The sequence below is a fragment of the Rhizobium sp. BK112 genome, from assembly GCF_014193215.1.
GTDB classification, from domain to species: Bacteria; Pseudomonadota; Alphaproteobacteria; order Rhizobiales; family Rhizobiaceae; genus Rhizobium; species Rhizobium anhuiense.
On the sequence record NZ_JACHYZ010000002.1, the window covers coordinates 233,943 to 249,783 of the forward strand.

Sequence of the window (15,841 nt, forward strand, 5' to 3'; positions counted from 1 at the left end):
CATAAGTGCTTAGCATTTGCGCCGCTTTCGGGAAAGTGCTAAGCCGGTCTATCGGCGGCAGGGAGGTTCGCGGCCGGTTCCGCTACCCTCTTCCCGCTGTCATTTCCCCGTCGTCAGGGCCAGGGAGAACGCCATGTCCGACGCCATTTCGTTTCTCAGCCCCCGCGCCGATGTCCTGGCGCGCAGACCCCAGATCGTCGCCGATCTGACCGATCTTCTGCCGCCGGAATGCCTGGTGCATGAGGCGCGCGAGCTGGTGCCGTTCGAGACCGACGCCTTCGTCTCCTACCGCCGTCTGCCGCTCGCCGTCGCCCTGCCGCGCACGACAGCGGAGGTTTCGGCCGTCATGCGCTATTGCCACCGCTACGGCATTCCGGTCGTGCCGCGCGGCGCCGGCACCTCGCTTTCCGGCGGCGCCATTCCGCAGGAGGATGCGGTTGTGCTCGGCCTGTCGAAGATGAACAGCATCCTCGAAATCGATCTGCCGAACCGCGTCGCCGTGGTTCAGGCCGGCGTCACCAATCTCAACATCTCCGAATCCGTCTCCGCGGACGGCTTTTTCTATGCGCCCGATCCAAGTTCGCAGCTTGCCTGCACCATCGGCGGCAATATCGGCATGAATTCCGGCGGCGCCCACTGCCTGAAATATGGCGTCACCACCAACAACCTGCTCGGCGTCAGGATGGTGCTGGTCGACGGCACGGTGATCGAACTCGGCGGCAAGGCGCTAGATGCGGCGGGGTATGATCTGCTCGGCCTCGTCTGCGGCCACGAAGGCCAGCTCGGCATCGTCACCGAGGCGACGGTGCGGCTGATCGCCAAGCCGGAAGGCGCCCGCCCGGTGCTCTTCGGTTTCGAAAGCTCGGAGGCCGCCGGCGCCTGCGTTGCCGATGTCATCGCCGCCGGCATCGTCCCGGTTGCGATCGAATTCATGGACAAGCCGGCAATCGAGATCTGCGAGGCCTTCGCCCATGCCGGTTATCCCCTCGATGTCGGCGCGCTTTTGATCGTCGAGGTCGAAGGGTCGGAAGCGGAGATGGACGCCACGCTGAAGGACATCGTCGAGATCGCCCGCCGGCACGCGGTGAAGACCGTGCGCGAATGCCAGTCGGCGACCGAGGCGGCATTGATCTGGAAGGGCCGCAAATCCGCCTTCGGCGCCACCGGCCGCATCGCCGACTACATCTGCATGGACGGCACGGTGCCGCTCAGCCAGCTTTCCCATGTGCTGAAGCGGACCGCCGAAATCGTCGATCACTATGGCCTGCGTGTCGCCAATGTCTTCCACGCCGGCGACGGCAATATGCACCCGCTGATCCTCTTCAACGCCAACGATCCCGAGGATGCCGCTCGCGCGGAAGCCGCCGGCAACGACATCCTGAAGCTCTGCGTCGATGCCGGCGGCTGCCTGACCGGCGAACATGGCGTCGGCATCGAGAAGCGCGACCTGATGCGCCACCAATATTCCGAGGCCGATCTCGCCCAGCAGATGGCGGCGCGCGCCGCCTTCGATCCCGGCTGGCTCCTCAACCCGTCGAAGGTCTTTCCGCTCGAAGGGCGCCCCGCCGCATGATCGATCTGATGCCGACGAGTGAGGAAGAGGCGGCGGCAATCGTCCGCGCCCACGCGGAAAGCGGCCAGCCGCTCGCGATTTGCGGCGGCGATAGCCGCTCGGGCTTCGGCAATGCCGTTGTCGCCGAAGGCCGGCTGCGCTCGACCGGGCTTTCCGGCATCGTCGCCTATAATCCCGGCGAAATGGTCATGACCGTTCGAGCGGGCACGCCGCTCGCCGAGGTCGAGGCGGCGCTGTCTGAGAGCGGCCAGATGCTCGCCTTCGAGCCGATGGATCATCGCCCTGTGATGGGGACGTCCGGCGAGCCGACCATCGGCGGCGTGTTTGCCGCCAATGTCTCCGGCCCGCGCCGGCTCATCACGGGTGCCGCCCGCGACAGCCTGCTCGGTGTGCGCTTCGTCAATGGCAAGGGCGAGATCATCAAGGCCGGCGGCCGGGTGATGAAGAATGTCACCGGCCTCGATCTCGTCAAGCTGGTGGCCGGCTCGCATGGCACGCTGGCTTTCCTCACCGAAGTCACTTTCCGCGTGCCGCCGCGCCCGAAGACGGAACAGACGGTGGTTCTATCAGGCCTCAACGATGCCGAGGCGGCCAACGCCATGGCGGCGGCGATGGCGCTGCCGGTCGAAGTCTCGGGTGCCGCCCATCTGCCGTTGACGGTGACCTGGAAATTCCTCGCCGGCACATTGCCCGAGGGCGAGGCGACGGTTCTGCGCATTGAGGGCCTGGCCGGTTCGGTCGACGTGCGCATTGAAAAGCTTGTCGCGGCAATGTCGGCCTTCGCCACGGTCACCAGGCTGGAGCAGCCCGACAGCCGCAGGCTCTGGCAGGAAATCCGCGACGTGCTGCCCTATGCCGACGGCACCGCGCGGCCGGTCTGGCGCGTCTCGGTCGCCCCCGGCACCGGCCATCAGCTGGTCGCCGCGCTGCGCCTCGAGGCCGGCGTCGACGCTTTCTATGACTGGCAGGGCGGTCTTGTCTGGATGCGCATGGAGGCCGGTCCTGAAGCCGAGCTGGTCCGCCGCTTCATCAAGGCGCTCGGTGGTGGCCATGCGACGCTGATCCGCGCATCGGCCGAGGCGAGGGCAGTCACCGCGGCCTTCCACCCCGAGCCTGAGGCGGTGGCGATGCTGTCACGGCGGGTGAAGGAGAAATTCGATCCGGCCGGCATATTCAATCCGGGGAAGATGGGGTGAGGGAGAAGATGAGCACAACCCCCGATATCCTCCAAAAGCGGAGGTCCCTCTAAATGCAAACCAACTTCACCCCGAGCCAGCTGCTCGATCCCGCTGTCGCCGAATCGGAGCAGATTCTGCGCAAATGTGTCCATTGCGGTTTCTGTACCGCCACCTGTCCCACCTATGTGACGCTCGGCAACGAGCTCGACAGCCCGCGCGGCCGCATCTACCTGATCAAGGACATGCTGGAAAACGGCCGCCCCGCCGATGCCGAGGTCGTCACCCATATCGACCGCTGTCTCTCCTGCCTTGCCTGCGTCACCACCTGCCCCTCCGGCGTCGATTACATGCACCTGGTCGATCACGCCCGCGCCCATATCGAAAAGACCTATAAGCGCCCGTTGATGAACCGGCTGACGCGCGCCATCCTTGCCGCCGTGCTGCCCTATCCCGGCCGTTTCCGCCTGGCGCTCAATCTCGCCCGTCTCGGCCGGCCCTTCGCCGGCCTGATGCGGAGTGGCGCACTGAAACCTTTCGCCGCCATGCTGGCGCTTGCGCCGCGCCGCGTGCCTGCAGCTTCAGCCTTCGCAAAACCCGGCAGCTACTTGCCCGAGGCGGAACGGCGCGGCCGGGTGGCGATCCTTTCCGGCTGCGCCCAGCCGGTGCTCGATCCCGGCATCAACGCGGCGGCGATCCGGCTGCTGACGCGGCTCGGCGTCGAGGTCGTACTGCCGGAGGGCGAGGTCTGCTGCGGCTCGCTGGTCCATCACATGGGCCGCGCCGAACAGGCGCTTGCGAGCGCGCGCGCCAATGTCGATGTCTGGACACGCGAGATCGACGGGCAGGGCCTCGACGCGATCATCATCACCGCCTCTGGCTGTGGCACGACGATCAAGGATTACGGCCACATGCTGCGCCTCGATCCCGCCTATGCCGCAAAGGCGGTCAGGGTCTCGGCGCTCGCCAAGGATATCACCGAATATCTCGCCACTCTCGAGCTGCCGGCACACATGCCGAAGGGCATCACGGTCGCCTATCATTCCGCCTGTTCCATGCAGCACGGCCAGCGCATCACGCTCGCGCCGAAGCAATTGCTGAAAGCGGCCGGCTTTACGGTGCGCGATCCGGCGGAAGGTCATCTCTGCTGCGGCTCTGCCGGCACCTATAACATCATGCAACCGGAGATCTCGGCTGCGCTGAAGGCACGCAAGGTCAAAAACATCGAGGCCACCAAGGCCGATATCATTGCCACCGGCAATATCGGCTGCATCACCCAGATCGCCACCGGCACCGGCATGCCGATCCTGCATACGGTCGAACTGCTCGATTGGGCTTATGGCGGCGCTGTGCCGGAAAAATTAACAGGTTTGCCGCTAGGCTGAAGCTACTACAGCGCCGCGCGTCTTTTCAGATGCGCAAAGGACGCTGTAGCACTTTAAATTGCTGCATATGCAGCAGGCCCGTCGGGCCGGTCTCGGGAGGTTGGGCGATGTGGCGGGGAATGATCGTGCTTGCGGGACTGCTCGGAGCGGCAGGCGCCGCCCATGCTGATAGTCGTTTGTTCTGTTCCGCCGACGACAAGGAAGCGCGTTTCACGCTCGAAAGCGGTTTCGAAAGCGATGCCGGCCACAAGCTCAACCATTTCCGCGGTGCACTTGTGGTCAAGGACCAGGCGCAATCGACGGTATTCGGAAAACGTGTTTTCGAATCGCAGCATCTGACCAATCACTGGTCGCGTGACGGCGAACTGCTCCTGGAGGTTCTCGACGGTGGTGATGACGCCACCGGCGGAGCAACGCTGGATCTCGTCGTGGTTGCCGGCGAACGCGGCAAGCCGTCGGCAAATTTCAGCGGCACCTATTCCCTGACGATCGCAGGCGGTGAAAAGCCCTATGCCGTCCAGGGCAAGGTCAGCTGCGGCACGAAATAGAGCAATTTCAGGAAGTACGAAGCGGTTTTCCCAGGCAACGCGCAAGGCGGTTTTGCCTGGGAATTGCGTAACGATAAAAGGTTAGAGCGGTTTTGCGCTTTTATGCGCTGAACCGCTCTCACGTCGCAGCCGAAATTTGTTCTTACCAGTGGAATGAAACGCCGACGTTGACGGCATTCGTGAAGATGTTGGTCTTCAGGTCCACGCCGTTGTCGATCGGCACGTCGATGCGCGAATAGGTGCCCTTGTATTCGACGAAGGTCGACCAGCGCTCGGTCACCTTGAAGTCGACGCCGGCCTGGGCCTGCAGCGTCACGCCGCCGAATTCATATGCCCAGGTCTTGCCCTCGGGGCGAATCACTTCGACATGCGGAATGTTCACGCCGATACCGGCGCCGAGATAGGGCGTCCAGCGGCGGGTCGGATCCTGGAAGCGGTAGAGGCCGTTCACCGTGAGCAAGTTCAGGCCGTCGGTGAATTCGAAGTGCGACCAGCCGGTCTTGGCCAGCGTATCGTCGTCGGCATAGACCTTGTCATGGGTATAATCGAGCGAAATACCCCAGTTCGGCTTGTTGAAGTTCTCGAGCCACCAGGTGACGCGGCCGCCGTAATAAGGCGGGCTGCCGAAGGACTTGCCTTCCCAGCCGGCGGTGAAATGCGTGCCGTCGGAGAGATCGACGCCGCTGTGCGGTGCGGTCTGATAACCGCCATAGACAGAGAATTGCAGATCTTCCGCCGAGGCGGAAACTGCTGAACAGATTGTCAAAAACGCGATGCCCGCAAGTAGCGAAGCGGAGGAACGCAGCGCATATGTCATTGAATAGCCCCGATATTGCAAATATGTCGACTCTTAGGCAGGTGTGCCAGCTTTCGGCCGCAAAGTCTAAGCAAAACAAAAGGCGCGTCGAAATGCGCCTTTCGTTTTTTTCGTCAGTGTTGCTCAGCCGCCAAACATCGTGCGCAGCACGTCGATGCCTCGGTCCTCGAAAGCCACCTTGCCCTGCCGGTTGCCGGGGCCGATGACGATCACCTTGGTGCCGACAGGCGCGCGGTCGTAGAGGTGCGTCACATCCTCGTTCATCATCCGGATGCAGCCGGAAGACATGTTGAGGCCGATCGTCCAGGGCTGGTTGGTGCCGTGGATGCGGAAGATCGTGTCGCGGCCGCCCTGGTAGAGATACATGGCGCGGGCGCCGAGCGGATTGTCCTCGCCGCCTTCCTGGAAAGCAGGGATGATGTGGCCCTTGGCGGCTTCGCGGCGGCGCATCTCGGCCGGCGGCGTCCAACTCGGCCATTCGGCCTTGCGGCCGATCTTGACGATCCCCGACCAGCCGAAGCCGTCGCGGCCGACGCCGATACCGTAGCGGGTGGCGCGGTTGTTGCCTTCGACGAGATAGAGATATTTGTTGTTTGTATCGATGATGACGGTGCCGGCCGCTTCCGTCGTCACCAGGCGCACTTTCTTGCGCTTGAACTGCGGCTTCACGTATTTCGGCATCTGCGCCACGCGCACGATCTGCGCCGGGGCTCGTGTATTGTCCGGCGCGGAGCCGGCGGGTGCAGCAAAGGCGGATGTGGACATCAAGGACAGGACAAGTCCGGCGGCAGCCAGACCCGGCATCAATTTGATCATGATCGATTCCCCTCAAGCAAATTCGCTCGAAGCTACATGAACTTCTCCCCGATTCAAGATCGGCGTGGCCGGATAAAGCTCTTTTGGAGAAGGGAGCCGGCTATTCTCTACGGCTCCCCAGGTATTTGCCCGGTCGTTACATGACGATGACGCGGGTTCCGACGTTGACGCGGTCATAGAGATCGACGACGTCTTCGTTGCGCAGGCGGATGCAGCCCGAGGAGACGGCACTGCCGATCGACCAGGGCGCGTTGGTGCCGTGGATGCGGTAAAGCGTCGAGCCGAGATACATGGCGCGGGCGCCGAGCGGGTTTTCCGGGCCGCCGTCCATGCGCGCCGGCAGGTAATGGCCCTTGGCGGCTTCGCGGCTGATCATTTCGGAAGGCGGCGTCCAGTCCGGCCATTCCGTTTTGCGGGTGATCTTGTGGGCGCCGGCCCATTCGAAGCCGGGCTTGCCGACGCCGACGCCGTAGCGCCTTGCCTTGCCGCCTTCCATCACCAGATAGAGGAAGCGGTTGTTGGTATCGATGACGATCGTGCCGGGCTTTTCCGTGGTATCGTAATCGACCATCTGCGGCAGGAATTGCGGCTCGATCGGACGGCGGATCGACGGGATGCCGGGATTGATCGCCGAAACGGTCTGCGGTGCGGCCTGCGGCGCCTGGCGCAGCGCGCGGCGCTGGAAGATTCCGCGCTGCGGCTGCCGGATGACCGGCCGCTGATAGACGACGGGACGAACCGCGCCGCCGCCGAGCTGGTTGATCCAGGGCGCCGTCAGATCCGGGCTGAGCACGACCGGCGGGCGGGTGGCGTAGCGGTCGTCTGCAAGGGCGGCCGTGGAGACGATGCCGAAGAGGGCTGCGGCAAGAACAAGCTGTTTCATCATCGGACGAACTCTCTACAAATGACCGAAAATGGCTGGCGGGACTTCTCCGCCCGGGCGGACATGTTCCGCCCGCAAAGACGCTGCCACTCTATCCGCCAGCGAATGGTAAAGATCGATTCATGAAAAGCCGACCGACCGGATAAACTTTTCGTCAGGGTTACCGTTCGGTTTGGAAAGACGGTTTGCAAATGGTAAAGCCGGAATCATCAGCGGAGAACGAAGCGGACCCCCGCAGAATGAAGGATCATGAGCGCGACAGGCATCATCATCGGCGAGGACGGCAGGAGCCGCTGCCACTGGCACGCCAATCTGCCCGACTACCTCCGCTATCATGACGAGGAGTGGGGCCGCCCCGTCACCGACGACATCCGCCTCTTCGAGAAGATCTGCCTCGAAGGCTTCCAGTCCGGCCTTTCCTGGCTGACGATCCTGCGCAAGCGCGAGAATTTCCGCGCCGCCTTTTCAGGCTTCGATTTCGACAAGGTCGCTCTCTTCGGCGACGAGGATGTCGCTCGCTGCCTTGGCGATGCCGGCATCATCCGCCATCGCGGCAAGATCGTCTCGACCATCAACAATGCCAAGCGCGCGATCGCCCTCAGGGACGAGTTCGGCTCGCTCGCCCGTTATTTCTGGCGCTATGAGCCGGGCCATAACGAGCGGCCTGTTGTGGTCGACCGCGAGCATATCGTCGCCAATCCGACGACGCCGACATCGGTGATCATTTCGAAGGATCTGAAGAAACGCGGCTGGACCTTTGTCGGCCCGACCACAGTTTATGCTTTCATGCAGGCGATGGGTCTCGTCAACGATCATCTGGAAGGCTGCTTCTGCCGGCCCGAGGTCGAGGCGATGCGCAGCGCCCTGGTCCGTCCATGAAAGATCTGTCCGTGAGAATATTGATAACAGCCGCTGCCCTGTTTTTCCTGCCGGTCTCCGCCATGGCGCAGACACCGCAGCTCGATCCCGGCGAGAAGCTGGAGAAGCTGCAATTCCCGGCCGTCACCATGCAGCTGAAGGGCTGGACGAAGTTCGGCAATAGCCATGTCTACACGCTGCCGGTGCGCACCGGCCAGCACGTGAAGGTCAGTTTTTCCACCAAGAGCAAATTTGCCTTCCTGGCGATCTTCGACCTGTCGAAGCCGGATGACGAGGCCTTCTTCGGCACCGACGAGGATGGCATGAGCTTCGAGACGACGGTCAAGGAAGACGCCACCTGGCTGCTGCGTCCCTATTATTCCAAGGTCTCGCCGCGCCGCGGCCTCGGCGCTCCGTTCAGCATCCTGATCGAGCCCTTGGCGGCCGCCCCACAACCGCCGCAACCGCCGGCCGAGCCCGAACGCCCGTCGCTGTTTCCGAAGGCGCCTGCCAAGCAATGAGGCTCTAGCCGAGCCGGTCGATCAGTTCGCGCAATTCCCCGAGATGGCCGATCTTGCGGAAACGCGGCGCTTCTTTCGGTTCATCGACATGTTCCAGCACCCAGGTGAGTTCGTGCGGCACGAAGACGCCATAGCTGCCGGCGGCGATTGCCGGCACGATGTCCGATTTCAGCGAATTGCCGACCATCATCGCCCGCTCCGGCCCGTCGCCGACCTTGGCGAAGATGCGCCGATAGGTGACGGCGGTCTTGTCGGAGACGATCTCGACGGCATCGAAGAAATCGCCGAGCCCGGATTGGGCAAGCTTGCGTTCCTGATCGAAGAGATCGCCCTTGGTGATCATGACAAGCAGGTACTTGCCGGCAAGCCCCTCCAGCGTATCGCGCACATGCGGCATGGTCTCGACCGGATGGGAGAGGAGCTCGCGGCCGATATCGAGGATCTTGGCGATCACGCCCGAGGGAACCTTGCCCTCGGTGATCTCGATCGCCGTCTCGATCATCGACAGCGTGAAACCCTTGATGCCGAAGCCATAATGGCGAAGATTGCGTTTCTCGGCCTCCAGCAGCCGCTCGGAAATCTTCGGTCCTTCGGCGAAATCGGCAAGAAGCCTGGTGAAATGCGCTTCCGTCAGTCGGTAATATTGTTCGTTTTGCCAGAGTGTATCGTCGGCATCGAAGCCGATCGTCGTCAGTGGTCGCGTCGTCATATGCGCACCTCTTAAAATATGGCCGGCAATCTATCGGCTGCCTGTGTCGAGACAAGGGCGTCATCTTCGGCACGGTTGGGCGCAGCGTTGAAAAGCGCCGCTGCCGCACTAAATGCACTTTGCCTCACCCTGCAGCCAGCCACGGCTGTGCCTGTCGCGCGCAGGCCAATAATCAAAAAATGAAGTTCAGCGGTTCGCAAGCCCTCTTGCGGCAGACACAAAGGAATTTTTCCACCATGCGTTACAACCAGCTCGGAAATACGGGACTTTTCGTCTCGGAAATCTGCTTGGGCACCATGACCTTCGGTGAAGCCAAGCAAGGCAGCATGTGGGGCGCCATCGCCGATGTCGACCAGAATGCCGCCGACCGGATCGTCGAACGCTCGCTTGCTTCAGGCGTCAATTTCATCGACACGGCCGATGTCTATTCGGCCGGCGAGTCCGAAAGGCTGCTCGGCCAGGCGCTGAAGAACCTCGACGTCCCCCGCAAGGACGTCGTCATCGCCACCAAGGTCTATGGTGTGATGGGCGACAAGCCGAACGACCGCGGCGCCTCGCGCGGCCACATCATGGATTCCGTCGAGGCGAGCCTCGAGCGCCTGCAGACCGATCACATCGACCTCTATCAGATCCACGCGACCGATACGGTGACGCCGATCGACGAGACGCTGCGCGCCTTCGACGATCTCGTCTCCCGCGGCCTGGTGCGCTACATCGGCGTCTCCAACTGGCAGGCCTGGCGCATCTCCAAGGCGCTCGGCCTGTCCGAACGCCGCGGCTTTGCCCGTTTCGAAACCGTGCAGGCCTATTATTCCATCGCCGGCCGTGACCTCGAACGCGACATCGTGCCGATGATGCAGGAGGAGAAGCTCGGCCTGATGGTCTGGTCGCCGCTCGCCGGCGGACTGCTCTCCGGCAAGTATGGTCCCGGCGCGCCCGGCAACGGCGAGGGCCGCCGCGCCAGTTTCGATTTCCCGCCGGTCGACAAGGACAAGGCCTGGGCCTGCGTCGCCGTGATGCGCGAAGTCGCCGAAAAGCACGGCGTCAGCGTCGCCACCGTGGCGCTCGCCTATATCCTCGCCAAGCCCTTCGTCACCACAGTCATCATCGGCGCCAAGCGGGTCGACCAGCTCGACCAGAACCTCGCCGCCGTCAAGCTGAAGCTCGATGAAGACGATATGAAGAAGCTCGACGAGGTGAGCGCGCTTGCTCCGGAATATCCCGGCTGGATGCTGGCACGACAGGGCGCCGGCCGCCGCCCGGCCGATTTCGAGCCGAAGGACTGACCTCGCCAACATAAGTCTTGGGGAACGCCTGACATCCCGGCGTTCCCCTTTTCATCCACGATCGACTATTTGCCGTGGGCCTTGAGCCAGGCGGTCATCTGAGCGATCTCGGCTTCCTGCGCCTTGATGACGGCTTCGGCGAGCTTGCGGATATCGGGATTTTTTCCATATTGAAGCTCGATCCTGGCCATATCGATCGCGCCCTGATGGTGCGGGATCATGCCGCGGACGAAATCCGCATCGGCATCGCCGCTATATTCGATCATCATATCCTTGTGCATCTTGGCATTGGCCTCGCTGAAGGCGTGGCTTGCCGCATCGTGATTGCCCATCGGCTTGCTCATATCCATCGGTTTGTCTTCGGCAAGGACGGGAGCGGCAATGATGGCGAGCATGGCGGTGAGGGCGATGATTTTCAAAGACATGAGAGTTCCTTCCTCTGTCTGACAATAGGTTTGCCGGGCGGCTGAGCCACCCGATTGGCATGGATTGCTATGGTGTCAGGACAATCGCGGAGGGGGCGACTGCGGTGTCGGCTTTTCGTCGTCGAGGGCGTGGGCAGGCGCCGGGGCGGGATAGCTGAAGGTCGGCTTTCCGCCATCAGTGACCATCACCGCCGGTGGCAACAGCAGGCAGGCGGCGCAAAGCGGCATATGCGCGGAATTGCCGCCGGCGCAGGGGCCTTTCGAGGGCTCAGTCTTGCCCGCCGCCTCGGACATAGCCATGCCGTGCATTTCGTGATGCATGCCGGTTTTGACGGCAACCGGTGCATTCATCGATGCGCAGGTCGGACAGCCTGCCCATGCGGACATGGCGCTGTAGACCAGCCAGCCGAGAAACATCGCGATGAGGGCGAGCATGCGCATGCTGTTTTATAGGCGAATGACTGATGCAAGCCAAGCCGATCGGCGATCACATCCTGATCACCAGCTGGCAATGACCTTGTGCTCGATCCGGTAATCCTTGCTCTCTTCGCCGAGCGGCGCCACCGGCCATGTCCAGGTAGCTTTTGCCGGCGGCGGCAATACGCCATGCAGCAGGTCTGCCTCCTCATGCGTCCTGCCGTTGCGGTCGATGACGGCATAGGCGATGTCGGTCACCAGGCAACTGCGGCAGGAGAGGCCCGAAAGCCCGGTCAGATGCGCCGCGATCAGCCTTTCCACCGTGTCTTCGGGCATTCGCCCGGTCTCGGCGTCCGAGCGCCGTTTCACGCCGCGACCGATCTGCGACAAGAGGTTGGCCGAAACCACCAGATCGAGATAGGGCACGCTCCTGAGGAAGCCGAGCGGTTCGGGCTGCCGGCCGGCGGCAAGGTCGTCATAGCCGGAGAGGTCGCGCTCGATCAGCCGGACATTGCGGTAGCCCTTGGCCGACAGCCACAGCCGCACCGAGGCGAGATGAACGAGATCGACCAGCACGACGGTATCGAAATCGCGCGCCAGTTCCTCGATCGGCACGTCCCGCAACAGACCGGAACCGAGCACGACGGCGGTCCGCTTCTGCCTGAGACCGGCCGCAGCCGCGCGGATCGCAGTCCGGCTCTTCTCCTCATGTTCGGCCCAATCCGCCGCACAGCGCCCGGCCCGCGACCACAGATTGACGGAATAGCGGATGAACTTTCGATGCGGCTTGCCGGTCAGCGGCAAGGTCGCGGCATAGAGAAGCGCTTCAGCGATCATGAGCATATCCGCATTTCTGATGAATGCCTCCGGTTCAATCGATTCTCCCTGCGGCATCAAGACCCTTCGCCCTTGCCGCTCCCCGCCCGATCGGTTAGGAAACCGCCACTGTCACAGTCAGCGGAATTCCCGGAAATGAACGACAAGCAGAAGAAACCGCAAAAGCTCAAGGCCCGCCTGCCGCGCGGCTTCGTCGACCGCACGGCCGCCGACATCCGCGCCGTCAACGAGATGACGGCAAAGATCCGGGAAGTCTATGAGCATTATGGTTTCGATCCGCTCGAAACGCCGCTGTTCGAATATACCGATGCGCTCGGCAAATTCCTGCCCGACAGCGACCGGCCGAACGAGGGTGTCTTCTCCCTGCAGGATGACGACGAGCAATGGATGTCGCTGCGTTACGACCTGACGGCGCCGCTCGCCCGTCATGTCGCCGAGAATTTCAACGAGATCCAGCTTCCCTACCGCACCTATCGCGCCGGTTACGTCTTCCGCAACGAGAAGCCGGGCCCCGGCCGCTTCCGCCAGTTCATGCAGTTCGATGCCGATACGGTCGGCGCGCCGGGTGTTCAGGCCGATGCCGAAATGTGCATGATGATGGCCGACACGCTTGAGGCCCTCGGCATCAAGCGCGGCGACTATGTCATCCGCGTCAACAACCGCAAGGTTCTGGATGGCGTGCTCGAGGCGATCGGCCTCGGCGGCGACGACAAGGCCGGCCAGCGGCTCAACGTGCTGCGCGCCATCGACAAGCTCGACAAGTTCGGCCCGGAAGGCGTGGCATTGCTGCTCGGCCCCGGCCGCAAGGATGAATCCGGCGATTTCACCAAGGGCGCCGGGCTTGACCAGGAGAAGATCGACAAGGTGCTGTTTTTCGTCGGCATCAAGGATTATGCCGAAAGCGCTCAACGCCTCGCCGAGCTCGTTGCGGGAACCTCGAGGGGTGGCGAAGGCGTCGAGGAGCTGAATTTCATCGCAGCGCTCGTCACCAGCGCCGGCTATCAAGCCGACCGGATCAAGATCGATCCCTCGGTCGTGCGCGGTCTCGAATATTATACCGGCCCGGTCTATGAGGCCGAACTCAGCTTCGACGTCACCAATGAAAAGGGCGAGAAGGTCGTCTTCGGTTCGGTCGGCGGCGGCGGCCGTTATGACGGTCTCGTCTCTCGTTTCATGGGCCAGCCGGTTCCGGCGACGGGCTTTTCGATCGGCGTCTCTCGCCTGATGACGGCGCTGAAGAACCTCGGCAAGCTCGGCGCCAGCGAGGTGATCGAGCCGGTGCTGGTCACCGTCATGGACGGCGATGTCGAGGCGATGGGCCGTTATCAGAAAATGACGCAGCAACTGCGCGCCGCCGGCATCCGCGCCGAGATGTTCCAGGGCAACTGGAAGAAATTCGGCAACCAGCTGAAATACGCCGATCGCCGCGGCTGCCCTGTCGCCATCATCCAGGGCGGCGACGAGCGCGCCGAAGGCGTCGTGCAGATCAAGGATCTGATCGAAGGCAAGCGGCTTTCCGGCGAGATCGAAGACAATGCCAGCTGGCGCGAAGCACGCGTGGCGCAGGAGACGGTGCCGGAAGCCGACCTTGTGGCCAAGGTGAAGGAAATCCTTGCTGCGCAGGCTGAGGATCGGAAGAGGGCAGCATCGAATGTCTGAGGCGTACCTTCAGGCACGCCCTTCGCCTACTATTTGGAGCTCGGCATGCCCCTGATCAACCTCCCCGAATTCTCCAACGACCTGCTGGCCGAATTTACCGCGCGCAACGCCGAGCGCATCGATACGCCTGTCATTCAGCCGGCCGAACCTTTCCTGGACATCGCCGGTGAGGACCTGCGCCGCCGCATCTTCATGACGGAGAGTGAAACCGGCGCCAGCCTTTGCCTGCGTCCCGAATTCACCATTCCCGTCTGTCTGCGCCACATCGAGACGGCGACCGGTACGCCGAAGCGTTATGCCTATCTCGGCGAGGTTTTCCGCCAGCGCCGTGACGGCGCCAATGAATTCTACCAGGCCGGCATCGAGGATCTCGGCGATATCGACCTGTCAAACGCCGACGCCCGCGCCATCGGCGATGCCACCGGCATCCTCGCTCGCCTGCTGCCGGGCCGGCGACTGTCGGTGACATTGGGCGACCAGGCAGTGTTCGAGGCCGTCGTCCAGGCGCTCGGCCTGCCGCTCGGCTGGCAGAAGCGCCTGATCCATGCCTTCGGCAACATGACGCAGCTGGAAGCGCTGCTGGCCAGCCTCGTCAGCCCGCAATTCGTCACCGGCCTGGACGACGATATTGCCAGGCTGGTCGCATCCGGCGACGAGCAGGCGCTGGTCGTCCATCTCGAGCGGGAGATGCAGAAGACCGGCTATTCGACGAATGCCAGCCGCTCGCCCCTGGAGATCGCCCGGCGCCTCAAGGAAAAGCTGATCCTCTCCGAAACCCGCCTCGACGATGCGGCCTTCCAGGTGCTGGAAGAGTTCCTGTCGCTCGACGTGCCGCTCATCAACGCGTCCGCGGCCCTTGCCGGTTTCGCCGATGCTGCCGGCCTGAAACTCGGCAACGCGCTCGCCCGCTTCAATGGCCGGGTCGCAGCCCTTGCCAATGCCGGCGTCGATCTTTCCTGCCTCGACTACCGCGCCGCCTTCGGACGGCCGCTCGATTATTACACCGGCCTCGTCTTCGAGGTGACGGTGGAAGGCTCGAGCGCGGTGCTCGCCGGCGGCGGTCGCTTCGATCGGCTGCTGACCTTCCTCGGCGCCACGGACCGCATTCCTGCCGTCGGCTTCTCCTTCTGGCTCGACCGTATCGAAACCGAAAGGGCAGCCGCATGACCATCACCATTGCGCTTCCTTCCAAGGGCCGGATGAAGGACGACGCTTCGGCGATCTTCGAGCGTGCCGGCATGCCGATCTCGGCTGTTGGTAACGACCGCTCCTATCGCGGCCGCGTCGAAGGCTGGGACGATGTGGAAGTCGCCTTCCTGTCGGCTTCCGAAATCTCTCGCGAAATCGGCAACGGCAGCGTCGATTTCGGCGTCACCGGCGAGGATCTGATGCGGGAGGGTTTTGCCGAGATCGACAAGCGCGTCGAATTCTGCGCCCGGCTCGGTTTCGGCCATGCCGATGTCGTCGTCGCCGTGCCGGAGATCTGGCTGGATGTCGACACCATGGCCGATCTCGTCGATGTCGCCGCCGATTTCCGCGCCCGCCACTCCAGGCGGCTTGCTATCGCCACCAAATACTGGCGGCTGACCCAGCAGTTCTTTTCGAGCCAGCACGGCATCCAGCTTTATCGCATCGTCGAAAGCCTGGGGGCCACCGAGGGCGCTCCCGCCGCAGGCTCGGCTGACATCATCGTCGATATCACCTCCACCGGCTCGACATTGCGCGCCAACCACCTGAAGGTGCTCCAGGACGGCGTCATCCTGCATTCGCAGGCCTGCCTCGTGCGCGCCCGCAAGGAGAGCCATGCCGACGAACCGGCGGTGCAGGCGATCATCGATGCGGTGCGCGCTGCCCTCTGATCTCGGCTACATAACGGCACAAGAAAAACCCGCCGTCGGATGACGGCGGGTTTTCTGTTTCTGGGAGGATGTC

General features: G+C 63.1%; 17 protein-coding genes. 10 read left to right on the forward strand and 7 right to left on the reverse strand.

From position 1 onward, the window contains the following. Window positions 1–133 precede the first annotated feature (133 nt). The 4 genes from FHT75_RS06335 (at window position 134) to FHT75_RS06350 (ending at window position 4,681) form a co-directional block, all read left to right on the forward strand. The gene (locus FHT75_RS06335; protein ID WP_183844723.1) at window positions 134–1,573 is read left to right on the forward strand and encodes an FAD-linked oxidase C-terminal domain-containing protein; all 1,440 of its coding nucleotides are present in this window, start codon (window positions 134–136) and stop codon (window positions 1,571–1,573) included. Continuing rightward, window positions 1,570–2,769 (forward strand): FAD-binding protein, encoded by a 1,200-nt coding sequence (locus tag FHT75_RS06340; protein WP_183844722.1) that lies wholly within the window; start codon window positions 1,570–1,572, stop codon window positions 2,767–2,769. The genes FHT75_RS06335 and FHT75_RS06340 overlap by 4 nt, the downstream gene beginning before the upstream one ends. A 53-nt stretch (window positions 2,770–2,822) precedes the next feature. Continuing rightward, window positions 2,823–4,133 carry a glycolate oxidase subunit GlcF gene (glcF, locus tag FHT75_RS06345; RefSeq protein WP_127430562.1) on the forward strand — a complete coding sequence of 437 codons (1,311 nt, stop codon included), beginning with the start codon at window positions 2,823–2,825 and terminating at the stop codon, window positions 4,131–4,133. A gap of 107 nt (window positions 4,134–4,240) precedes the next feature. Next, window positions 4,241–4,681: a hypothetical protein gene (locus FHT75_RS06350; protein ID WP_127430561.1), complete on the forward strand. Its 441-nt coding sequence runs from the start codon at window positions 4,241–4,243 to the stop codon at window positions 4,679–4,681. 142 nt (window positions 4,682–4,823) lie between these two features. On the opposite strand, the gene FHT75_RS06355 is transcribed toward FHT75_RS06350, so the two are convergent. The 3 genes from FHT75_RS06355 to FHT75_RS06365 all read right to left on the reverse strand — a co-directional run bounded on the left by FHT75_RS06355 (window position 4,824) and on the right by FHT75_RS06365 (window position 7,200). Next, a complete protein-coding gene (locus FHT75_RS06355; protein WP_047613776.1) occupies window positions 4,824–5,498 on the reverse strand; it encodes an outer membrane protein in 675 nt (224 codons plus the stop codon). Window positions 5,499–5,621: 123 nt separating this feature from the next. Next, the gene (locus FHT75_RS06360; protein ID WP_047613777.1) at window positions 5,622–6,314 is read right to left on the reverse strand and encodes a L,D-transpeptidase; all 693 of its coding nucleotides are present in this window, start codon (window positions 6,312–6,314) and stop codon (window positions 5,622–5,624) included. Window positions 6,315–6,450: 136 nt separating this feature from the next. Beyond that, window positions 6,451–7,200 (reverse strand): L,D-transpeptidase, encoded by a 750-nt coding sequence (locus FHT75_RS06365; RefSeq protein WP_047613778.1) that lies wholly within the window; start codon window positions 7,198–7,200, stop codon window positions 6,451–6,453. A 246-nt stretch (window positions 7,201–7,446) separates the two neighbouring features. On the opposite strand from FHT75_RS06365, the gene FHT75_RS06370 reads away from it, so the two are divergent. Next, a complete protein-coding gene (locus FHT75_RS06370; protein ID WP_047615316.1) occupies window positions 7,447–8,076 on the forward strand; it encodes a DNA-3-methyladenine glycosylase I in 630 nt (209 codons plus the stop codon). After that, a complete protein-coding gene (locus FHT75_RS06375) occupies window positions 8,073–8,576 on the forward strand; it encodes a hypothetical protein (protein ID WP_047615319.1) in 504 nt (167 codons plus the stop codon). Before FHT75_RS06370 ends, FHT75_RS06375 begins: the two co-directional genes overlap by 4 nt. 4 nt (window positions 8,577–8,580) lie before the next feature. Here FHT75_RS06375 and FHT75_RS06380 read toward each other — a convergent pair whose 3' ends face one another. Continuing rightward, on the reverse strand, window positions 8,581–9,285 hold the full coding sequence (locus tag FHT75_RS06380) for an HAD family hydrolase (RefSeq protein ID WP_047613781.1): 705 nt from the start codon (window positions 9,283–9,285) through the stop codon (window positions 8,581–8,583). 236 nt (window positions 9,286–9,521) lie between these two features. Here FHT75_RS06380 and FHT75_RS06385 point away from each other — a divergent pair, with 236 nt between their 5' ends. Beyond that, window positions 9,522–10,571, forward strand: coding sequence for an aldo/keto reductase (locus FHT75_RS06385; RefSeq protein ID WP_183844721.1), 1,050 nt, complete (start codon window positions 9,522–9,524; stop codon window positions 10,569–10,571). Between the two features lie 65 nt (window positions 10,572–10,636). Here the strand turns inward: FHT75_RS06385 and FHT75_RS06390 are convergent, their stop codons facing one another. The 3 genes from FHT75_RS06390 to FHT75_RS06400 all read right to left on the reverse strand — a co-directional run bounded on the left by FHT75_RS06390 (window position 10,637) and on the right by FHT75_RS06400 (window position 12,256). Continuing rightward, window positions 10,637–10,996 carry a DUF305 domain-containing protein gene (locus FHT75_RS06390; RefSeq protein ID WP_097622970.1) on the reverse strand — a complete coding sequence of 120 codons (360 nt, stop codon included), beginning with the start codon at window positions 10,994–10,996 and terminating at the stop codon, window positions 10,637–10,639. A gap of 75 nt (window positions 10,997–11,071) precedes the next feature. Further along, window positions 11,072–11,437 carry a hypothetical protein gene (locus FHT75_RS06395; RefSeq protein WP_183844720.1) on the reverse strand — a complete coding sequence of 122 codons (366 nt, stop codon included), beginning with the start codon at window positions 11,435–11,437 and terminating at the stop codon, window positions 11,072–11,074. 57 nt (window positions 11,438–11,494) lie between these two features. Then, a complete protein-coding gene (locus tag FHT75_RS06400; RefSeq protein WP_063476687.1) occupies window positions 11,495–12,256 on the reverse strand; it encodes a hypothetical protein in 762 nt (253 codons plus the stop codon). Between the two features lie 129 nt (window positions 12,257–12,385). Between FHT75_RS06400 and hisS the strand changes: the two genes are divergently transcribed. Genes hisS through hisG form a run of 3 tightly spaced genes read left to right on the forward strand, consistent with a single transcriptional unit; the run spans window position 12,386 to window position 15,768 of the window. After that, a complete protein-coding gene (gene hisS / locus FHT75_RS06405) occupies window positions 12,386–13,909 on the forward strand; it encodes a histidine--tRNA ligase (protein WP_183844719.1) in 1,524 nt (507 codons plus the stop codon). 45 nt (window positions 13,910–13,954) lie between these two features. Next, window positions 13,955–15,076, forward strand: a complete 1,122-nt coding sequence (locus FHT75_RS06410; RefSeq protein ID WP_047613786.1) for an ATP phosphoribosyltransferase regulatory subunit — start codon at window positions 13,955–13,957, stop codon at window positions 15,074–15,076. Next, a complete protein-coding gene (hisG, locus tag FHT75_RS06415) occupies window positions 15,073–15,768 on the forward strand; it encodes an ATP phosphoribosyltransferase (RefSeq protein ID WP_047613787.1) in 696 nt (231 codons plus the stop codon). The genes FHT75_RS06410 and hisG overlap by 4 nt, the downstream gene beginning before the upstream one ends. Window positions 15,769–15,841 lie beyond the last annotated feature (73 nt).